The sequence below is a fragment of the Candidatus Cloacimonadota bacterium genome (genome assembly GCA_034661015.1).
In the GTDB taxonomy this organism is placed as follows: Bacteria; Cloacimonadota; Cloacimonadia; order JGIOTU-2; family JGIOTU-2; genus JAYEKN01.
This window is the reverse complement of sequence record JAYEKN010000173.1, coordinates 1-9,075: the sequence shown is the minus strand read 5'-3', so window position 1 is coordinate 9,075 and position 9,075 is coordinate 1. Positions and strand designations below refer to the sequence as shown.

General features: G+C 35.5%; 9 protein-coding genes and 1 tRNA gene. 7 read left to right on the top strand and 3 right to left on the bottom strand.

Going from position 1 to position 9,075, the window contains the following annotated elements; genetic code table 11:
• The 6 genes from U9P79_06650 to U9P79_06625 form a co-directional block, all read left to right on the top strand.
• Positions 1–184, top strand: a 184-nt coding sequence (locus tag U9P79_06650; protein MEA2104301.1) for a hypothetical protein, incomplete at its 5' end; no start/stop codon positions are given.
• Positions 174–629, top strand: a complete 456-nt coding sequence (trmL, locus tag U9P79_06645; GenBank protein ID MEA2104300.1) for a tRNA (uridine(34)/cytosine(34)/5-carboxymethylaminomethyluridine(34)-2'-O)-methyltransferase TrmL — start codon at positions 174–176, stop codon at positions 627–629. The genes U9P79_06650 and trmL, both read left to right, overlap by 11 nt.
• 63 nt (positions 630–692) lie before the next feature.
• A tRNA-Pro gene (locus tag U9P79_06640) sits at positions 693–770 on the top strand.
• A 381-nt stretch (positions 771–1,151) separates the two neighbouring features.
• On the top strand, positions 1,152–1,970 hold the full coding sequence (locus tag U9P79_06635; protein MEA2104299.1) for an XdhC/CoxI family protein: 819 nt from the start codon (positions 1,152–1,154) through the stop codon (positions 1,968–1,970).
• Positions 1,957–4,266 (top strand): molybdopterin cofactor-binding domain-containing protein, encoded by a 2,310-nt coding sequence (locus U9P79_06630; GenBank protein ID MEA2104298.1) that lies wholly within the window; start codon positions 1,957–1,959, stop codon positions 4,264–4,266. Before U9P79_06635 ends, U9P79_06630 begins: the two co-directional genes overlap by 14 nt.
• Positions 4,250–5,626 (top strand): FAD binding domain-containing protein, encoded by a 1,377-nt coding sequence (locus U9P79_06625; GenBank protein MEA2104297.1) that lies wholly within the window; start codon positions 4,250–4,252, stop codon positions 5,624–5,626. The genes U9P79_06630 and U9P79_06625 overlap by 17 nt, the downstream gene beginning before the upstream one ends.
• 94 nt (positions 5,627–5,720) lie before the next feature.
• Here the strand turns inward: U9P79_06625 and U9P79_06620 are convergent, their stop codons facing one another.
• From U9P79_06620 to U9P79_06610, 3 genes are read right to left on the bottom strand one after another with little or no spacing between them, the layout of a single operon-like run.
• Positions 5,721–7,010, bottom strand: coding sequence for a PDZ domain-containing protein (locus U9P79_06620; GenBank protein ID MEA2104296.1), 1,290 nt, complete (start codon positions 7,008–7,010; stop codon positions 5,721–5,723).
• A 15-nt stretch (positions 7,011–7,025) separates the two neighbouring features.
• Positions 7,026–7,490 (bottom strand): hypothetical protein, encoded by a 465-nt coding sequence (locus tag U9P79_06615; protein MEA2104295.1) that lies wholly within the window; start codon positions 7,488–7,490, stop codon positions 7,026–7,028.
• Entirely contained in the window at positions 7,483–8,034 is a 552-nt protein-coding gene (locus U9P79_06610) for an RNA polymerase sigma factor (GenBank protein ID MEA2104294.1), read from the bottom strand. The genes U9P79_06615 and U9P79_06610 overlap by 8 nt, the downstream gene beginning before the upstream one ends.
• A gap of 326 nt (positions 8,035–8,360) precedes the next feature.
• Here U9P79_06610 and U9P79_06605 point away from each other — a divergent pair, with 326 nt between their 5' ends.
• Complete coding sequence (locus U9P79_06605) at positions 8,361–8,807, top strand: CGGC domain-containing protein (GenBank protein ID MEA2104293.1); 447 nt, start codon at positions 8,361–8,363, stop codon at positions 8,805–8,807.
• The last annotated feature ends 268 nt before the right edge of the window (positions 8,808–9,075 follow it).

Below are 9,075 nucleotides of genomic sequence, written 5' to 3'. Positions count from 1 at the left end.
TATGATAAAACAGATTAAAAGCAACAGGCGAGATGAAACGGACTTTAGTTTTTACAATGTTATTTTATTCGTTCGAAATTTTTTATCAACACGAAGTTTTTTATTCGCACGAAGTTTTTTAATCGCACGAAGTTTTTTAATCGCAATCGCAATCAGAGATGATCAGGTTACTTATGCCACTTAATATAGTATTGTATCAGCCGGAAATTCCCGCAAATACTGGAAATATCGGCAGATTGTGTGTAGGTGCGAATGCACGCCTGCATTTGGTAAAACCGATGAAGTTTTTTTTAACAGATAAATATATTAAACGAGCTGGTTTGGATTATTGGGAAAAATTGGATTTGCAATTACACAATTCTTGGGAAACGTTTTTAGAATTTTCAGAGGGTGGGAGAAAAATATATTTTACCACTAAAACGGATAAAAAATATACCTCATTTCAATTTCAGAAAGATGATTTTTTGATCTTCGGTCCGGAATCGCGAGGAATTCCTGAGAATATTCTCAAAGCAAACTGGGATAACGCACTCACTATTCCGATGAGCAGTAAAATTCGTTCAATTAATTTGAGTAATAGTGTGGCTGTAGTTGTTTATGAAGCGATTCGCCAATTGGGTGGTTTGTAGAAAAACAATAGCGTATTTCTTGACGATAAAACACCTTACGAAAAAAGAAGTTACTTCATCTTACGGGGTGTAGCGCAGCCCGGTTAGCGCGCCTGCTTTGGGAGCAGGAGGTCCCGAGTTCAAATCTCGGCACCCCGACCATCTTTTCTTAACAACTAACAAATACTAATTCCCGTTAAAGTATAAAATCAATACAGAATGAGTAATTTTGATTGGAATCACGGATTTCACAGATAACCACGAAGCAAAGAACATATTTGTAAAATTATTGTAATTAGAGTCTGTCCATAAAGTATAGATTGGACGCAGATGAACGCTGAAAAAAATGATTTACGCAGATAAAAAATTAAGTATCAAAAGAGTAGTATCAGCGTTTATCTGCATAATCAGTGTTTATCTGCGTCGAATCACATTCGGAGAATCATTGCAAAAATGCGAGTTTACGGATGGACACTAATTCGTGCTTGGATTTGTTTTCCAGATTAGTTGACAAATAAACAGCACAATTATTTTGAAAGCATTATGGATTTTGAAGAAAAAATTTACCAATTTAAAAAACAAAAAAGCAAATTTGTTATTGCAACAATCGTTGATACAAAGGGATCGGTTCCAGCCAAAATTGCATCGAAGATTATTATCTTGAGTAATGGCGAAACATTCGGGACAGTTGGCGGTGGTGAACTGGAGAATGCGGTAATTCAAAAAGGTTTGGAACTTCTAAAAAACAACAGAAACCAAACTTATTCTTTTGACCTTTCGCAAAGTGAATCCGATTCCTCTGAAAATGTAGGAATGCTATGTGGGGGAAATGTCTGGGTCTTTTTCGAAAGTATAACACCAAAAACCGAGCTGTATATTTTCGGGGGTGGTCATATTTCTCAATCCTTGCAAAAAATTATTGATCGGCAAAAATTCCAAATAATAATCGTGGATAATCGAAAAGACTTTGCGAATCCTAAAATTCACCCAAATGCAGATGAAGTCCATTGTGAAGATTACGACAAATTTTCCAACGAATTTACACCTGCTGAAAATTCTTTTATTGTAATTGTAACACACGGGCATAAGCACGATTATGAAATATTGAGAAATATTTATAAACGAAAATTAAAGTTAAAATATGTCGGAATGATTGGCTCAAAAATAAAGGTAAAAGAAAATGTGAAAGCGTTATTCGATGAAATTGGTAAGATCGCTTTACCAAATCTTTTTTCACCGATTGGCTTGAAAGTCGGCGGAAATTCAACTTACGAAATTGCAATAAGCATCGTCTCCGAAATGCAAGCTGTTTTGTATGACAAGGAAATTTCTCATCTAAGAATGGATTATGAAAAATTATAAAAGAGACAAAAGAATTGATGCTGCCTCAAAAATACGGGGTGCAGAAAAATATCTGAATGATCTGAAAATTGAGAATAAAATTTTTGCACAAGATTTATTATTTACAATCACAATCCGCTCAACTCAATCTTGTGCAAAAGTTGATAAAATTTCTTATGATAAATTTTTCGATTGGAGCGATATCGTTATCCTTTCTGCAAAGGATGTGAAGAATAATTATGTGGCAATTATCGAAAATGATATGCCCTATCTTGCAGGTGAGGAAGTGAATTACATTGGTGAACCGATTTTACTTCTTGCAAGTAAATCAAAAGAAAAACTGAAAAAGGCAAGAGAGAAAATTCTGATTAAATATTCACCCAGAAAACCTATTCTAACCATCGGTCAAGCTAAGAAATCTGCCTTGAATAATAAAAAAGATCTTTTCGAGCATTTGCATATTTCTAAAGGTGATTTTGAAAAGGCAAAAGAAAAGGCCAATTTAATCTTTGAAAAAAAGTTCAAAACCGGATATCAGGAACACGTTTATCTTGAACCGCAATCTGTAATGGCAGTTCCTTCCGGAGATACGATTCATATTCTTGGTTCGATGCAATGTCCCTATTATGTGCAGGGAGCAATGGATTCGCTTTTCAAAGATACCGATGTAAAAATTGACGTAACACAGGTTTCCACCGGGGGAGCGTTTGGCGGGAAAGAGGATTTTCCTTCGCTTATTTGCGGTCATGTTGCCTTGCTTGCCCAAAAAACAGGAAAGCCTGTTCTGCTTACCTATAACAGAGAAGAGGATATTAAATTCAGCACAAAACGGCATCCATCAGAAACAAAAATTCAAGCGGCAGTTACCAAAGACGGAAAAATTATGGGAATAAATGCGGAAATAACATTGGACGGTGGTGCCTATTGCACTCTTAGTCCGGTTGTTCTTGCCCGAGCTGTTCTTACCCTTGGCTGTTATTATATTCCGAATATCGAAATCAATGGATTTGCAGTTCGCACAAACAAAGTTCCTTGCAGTGCGTTTCGCGGCTTTGGTGGACCTCAAGCACTTTTTGCTATGGAAATGCTCATCGAAGAAATTGCTAAAAGGTTAAAAATTACACCACTGCAAATAAGGCAAAAAAATATGCTGAAACTCGGTGATACACTTGCTACGGGACAGCCGATAAATTATAGTTTTGGTCTGCCAAAATGTTTGGATTACGTCCTCTCAAAATCGAATTTTTCAGAAAAATACGCAGAATTCCAAAAATTCAATCAGGAAAAATCGGATAAAGAAAAAATAGCCAAAGGGATTGGCTTGTCATTTGGGATGCATGGTTGCGGATTTACAGGCAGCGGTGAAAATGAAATGGTCTCAATCGCTGAAATGGAACTCATCGAAGACGGAAAAGTTGTTATTCGAACTGCAAATACGGAAATGGGGCAGGGACTGGATACTGCTTTCAAACGGATTGTGGCAGATAAATTGCAAATTCCATTTTCAGATATTATTATAGAAGAAAAAAATACGGCAAAAGTTCCGAATAGTGGTCCCACTGTTGCTTCCCGAAGCACAATGATCGTCGGGAAATTGCTAGTAGATAATTGTGAAAAAATACAGAACAGCATTTCAGCAGATCAGCAGGTCAGCAGGTCAGCAGGTCAGCGAGTCAGTGAGTCAGCAGGTCAGCAGGTCAGCGGGTCAGCAGGTCAGCGGGGATTAAAAAATAAACAAATATCATTTTCAGAAATGGCTAAGAAATATCATAAAAAACATGGAAACTTAAAGGTGCAAACTCAATATCATCATCCTGATTTTATCAAATTTGATGAAGAAAATTATAAAGGTTACGGCTATCCGGTTTATTCATGGTCAGCAAATGTGGCAGAGGTGGAGGTAGATTTGACAACATTTGCCGTGCAAGTAAAAAAATTTTATACGAGCAATGACATCGGCAAGGCAATTAATCATCAGCAATCCGAAGGGCAGATCGAAGGTGGAGCGGTTCAAGGAATCGGACTGGCACTTTATGAAAATATGATTGCTCCAAACGGAGAAATTTTGAATCATGGATTTTCCGACTACATAATTCCCACTACAATGGATATTCCCCAAATGGATGTAAATATTGTGGAAGATAGTTATTTCAACGGACCATTCGGAGCGAAAGCACTCGGAGAACTTACCATTGTAGGACCGCCTCAGGCAGTGGCATCTGCTATTTGTCTGGCAATCGGAATAACAGTAAACGAACTTCCTATTACACCCGAAAAAATATACAAAATGATGGAAAAAAATGAAAATACAATTTAATCTAAACGGACACGAAACAGAGATTGATGTTCATCCCCTAAAACGAGCATTGGATATTTTGCGTGATGATTTTCATCTTTACGGCTCAAAAGAAGGCTGTGGAGAGGGAGAATGTGGAGCATGCACGGTTCTGATGAATGGTAAAACCGTTACTTCTTGCCTTATTCCGGCTGCTCAATTGCATGGCAAATCTGTTTTCACAATCGAAGGAATTCAAGATTTTGCATTCTTTAACGATATCCAAAAAGCCTACGAAGATGCCGGAGCAGTCCAATGTGGTTTTTGTACTACGGGATTTGTGATGAGCACAGTTGGATTTCTGGGAAATGTAGAAGATTTCGATAAAATATCAGATAACGAAATAAAAATGGCACTTTCCGGTAATCTATGCCGCTGCACAGGGTACAAAAAAATTATTGATGCAGTTCGAAATTTAGTTAAAAACAAGATACAAATTCCCGAAAAATTGATAAAAAACGATTTAAAAAAAAATACTCAAATTTCTCCTCAATCTCATTTCATTCAACCTGAGAATTTGGGACAAATATCAAATTTGATTAGCGTAAATAAAAATGAGAAAATCAAATTTCTTGCCGGTGGAACAGATATGATGGTCGGTGAGGGCAGATTTTCTCAAGACGATCTGATTATAAGTTTGGATAATGTTACGGAATTAGGACGTATCACGAAGAATGAAAGATATTTATCAATTGGTTCGGCTGTTTCATTTTCAGATATTTTAGCAAATAAATTTGTTCAGGACAATTTTCCTATTTTAGTAGATGCAATTCAAACAATCGGTTCTCCGCAAATTCGTCATAGAGCCACGATTGGGGGAAATCTGGCAAACGCTTCTCCGGCTGGGGACAGTATTCCGCCCCTTATGGTGCTCGAAGCAAAAATTTTGCTCAACAATGCGGCGGATGATGAAATCAGGAAAGTGAATATGAACGATTTTTTTATCGCTCCCGGCAAAAGTATTTTGAAAAACGGAGAATTTATTCAATCAATAGAAATCCCGTTTCCACAGTCTGATAATCAGATTCATTATTTCCGCAAAGTGGGACAAAGGAAATCCTTAACGATCAGCAAAACCTCTCTCGCTCTAATCTGCAAGCTTGAAAATGATCGCATTGAGAATATTAAAATTGCCTGTGGAAGCGTCGCTCCCACGGTTTTGCGATTGAAAAGAACCGAAAAATTTCTTATCGGTAAAAAAGTTGATAACGAGATAATAGAGGAAGCGAAAGAAATATTACAATCGGAAATTTCCCCGATTGCGGATATTCGTTCTACTGCGGAATATCGCAGAGAAATTACTGCGAATTTGCTGGAAGATTTTTTTATAAAATTAGTTTAATCTATATCCACAACCAATTTAATTCCTAAAAAAAGTGGGTGAATTAAAAAATTCCACCCACTTTTTGTAAGAATACTACTGCCAATTATATTTCTTAAACTTCTCCTTTTTCTTTTGTGATTACCTCGATATCAATTGCTTTGGGGTCGTCAAAAAAATTTATGTTTTTAATTCCTTCCAGTCCTTTAAGACTATCTAGTTTATCCAAATTTTTCAAATGCTTAAATCCCTGCAACATTTCGTTGAAATCAAGTATTTTACTTTCATCGCCATCAATATTCATTCTTAATTCTCCATCGTCAATCAGAATTTTGATATTACTTATCTCACCTTCAGCATCCGGCAGTTCGTCAATTTTCACTGTCTTAGTGATCAAATTGCCATTGCGATAAACAGTAATTGTTATTTCATCACCTATTTCTTTATCATTGATTATTCCTTGAATAGTAGAAACATCTTCGACGTCTTCATCGTTAATTGTAACAATTATATCTTTTTCTTTTAATTCGGCTTTTTCTGCCTGAGAATCTTTAATTATGCTGATAATGGCAACTCCGTTTTTGATATTAATTTCATTCAATTTTTCAGAAGAGAGTTTTTTTGCCATTATTCCAATGCCTTTATCCTTGCCTTCTTTATATTTATAGAAGAAAACGGATTCTGGTTTTTGGAGCAAGTTGTTTTCAAAGAATTCAAATCCGACCTCTTTTTCTCCGAGCACCACCTCGAAATTTTGCGAATTGCCAGCGTGGAATATTTCAAGATTCACTTTATCTTCAGGTTGGAAATTCAAGAGCATTTTTGTGAGTTGATCGGTTGTGTAGATTTTTTCACCATTAAGTTTTAACAGAATATCATTTGCCTTGAGACCGGCTTTTGCTGCTGCTTCTTTCTCAATTATTTGAGTAATTTCAATTCCAAAATTAGCAGTTAATCCAAGTTTTTCATAATCGTCTTTATCAAGATTATCCAGATAAACACCGAGATAGGCTTTTGTTTTACGCTTAAATGGATCCGGAGCATCACCCAGTTTCAATTTGATTTTTTTTGTTTTCCCATCTCGCAAGATTTTGAATTTAACCTTTGTTCCCGGGTCAAAACCTTTTAACATTTTCGTGATTTGGTCTTTGGTGTAAATTTTTTCACCGGCAAATTCGAGAATCACGTCATCTGCTTTCATCCCGGCATCTTCCGCAGGACTCTCTTCTGTAACAACATTCACCATAATTCCATAATTGTTTTTCATTTTCAGATTATCATATTCCGATTCATTCATATCAGAAAGATAAACGCCGATATAGGCTTTGGGTGCAGCATTTAGCGAAGCAAAGATCGTCAAAAGTGCAATCGTTATTATTGCAATCATCCTTTTTTTGGAGTTCATAGACTCCTCCTTTTTTTAGTAACTTGTTTGGGTTTTATAATTTGAATCTGATTGTCCAAATTCTGAAACAACCAGAATTGCATCGTTATTATCCGCAGAATATTTACGGATGAGATAGGCATTGTCTTCTTTGTAGCGTCCTGGTTCGATATTGCGACCAATTACAGGATTTTCCAAAGATGTGTAGCGGATATTTTGATATTTTGCGTATGATTCATCAATTTCATTTCCCGGCTTGGCAGTTTGGAGATTGAATGCAATTGAGTTAATATTTGTGGGGATTTGGGGGTTGATAATGAAAATTAGAAGCACGAGAAAAATAGCAGTTGCGAATCCTATTGCGAATCTGAATTTTAATCTGTATGATTCGGCAGCAGTGAAATATTTGCTGTGTATTTGATTTTTTAATGTATTTTGAAAAGAAGCGTTTTCGATGTTTGGAATCTGTAAATTTTCCATTTCTTTAATAAAATTATTCATAATTTATTTCTCCCTCTAATAATTTTCTAAGTTTTTGTAAAGTCCTGTGCATTTGCACTTTGATTGTATTTTCTTTCTTCCCAAGAATGTAGGCGATTTCTTTGTGCTTGAATTTTTCGAAGAATCGCAATGATATGAGATTTTGTTCATAAAAAGGAAGTTGTTGAATTTTTTCTTGGATAATGTCAAAATTTATTGGATATTTGAATGAGATTGGATTTCTGTTTTCCATTTGACTGCGAATTTTTTTCTCGCGATTTTCTTTGCGGAAATAGTCATTCGTTTCGTTTATAGCTATGCGAAAAAGCCAGGCAGAGAAGGAGTTTATCCTGATTTTCTTCAACTTGAACAAAGTTATTTTTTTCATCGCCTTAAAAAAAACATTTGAAACGATTTCATTTTTTATATTTTCATCTTTCACTCTATGAAAAACAAAATTATTAATTCTCGGAAAATACTTCTGATAAAGATAATCGAAAGAGCGTGGATCACTCTTTGCTTTACGAATAGCAGATTTTTCTATTTGGAATTCTGTTTTTGTCATGATTTTATTAATAATACGGAAAATATTTAAAATAGTTACAAATTATTTTATTTACCGCATTTTTTTTTGGTTTCCCCAATAATTAAGGAATTATATTTGTTTGCAATTTTTCCGTGAAAGAAATTCTGTTTTTTTTCATTTAATGAAATGGGGGGACGAATATTTTGATTGATTTATTGACAGGGAATCAATATGTTGAAAAATTTCACAAAATTGTCAGATTTGTCAGAATTTGGAAATATGTACAGAATAATACAATTTAAAGCAATTCCGTTATTGTATGACAAACAATTTATTTAATAGTTTAATAAAGAATAGGTGGAAATATGGAAGAAAAAATAAAGATTGGCATAATCATTTGTGACAGATACCGCAGATGTGCAGGTGGAAAATGTTTCAGGGCATTGCATAAAAGAGAAGGTGCGTTTAGCAGATACAAGAATAGGGAAGTTGAAGTTGTTGGTTATACTTCTTGCGATGGTTGCCCTGGCGGTAATATTGAATATGCCGTGGGAGAAATGAAGGGAAACGGAGCAGAAGTGATCCATCTTGCCACTGGGCTAATTGTAGGGTATCCTCCTTGCCCTTATATCATTTATTTTCAAGATTTTATCAAAGCAAGATATGGTCTCGAAGTCGTTTACGGCACTCATCCCATACCACAAAAATATTTCAATATGCATGCTCAATTAGGAACATGGGATGGTCCCCAATGGCAAAAAATCCTTCAACCGACGTTAGCGGATGAGAAAACCCGTTTATTATATAACTGATAAAATAGTAGTTTACGGGTGCAGGAAAATCTTGAGTTAAGTTCCGTTTTTTTGAAATTGACTTAAGTTTTCCAATGTATAATTCTTTCAATTCGTCACGGAATGGTCCGTGACGTCTCGAAAAGGCTACTTTACGGATGCACTCTAATTAAAATATGAAAGGAAAAAACATCATGGAAAATGAACAAATTACTATAGAAGAATGGAAAGCATTATTTGAGGTTGCCATCCGCTTTAGAGACCAAAAGAGTTGGGAGTGGATGCGAGA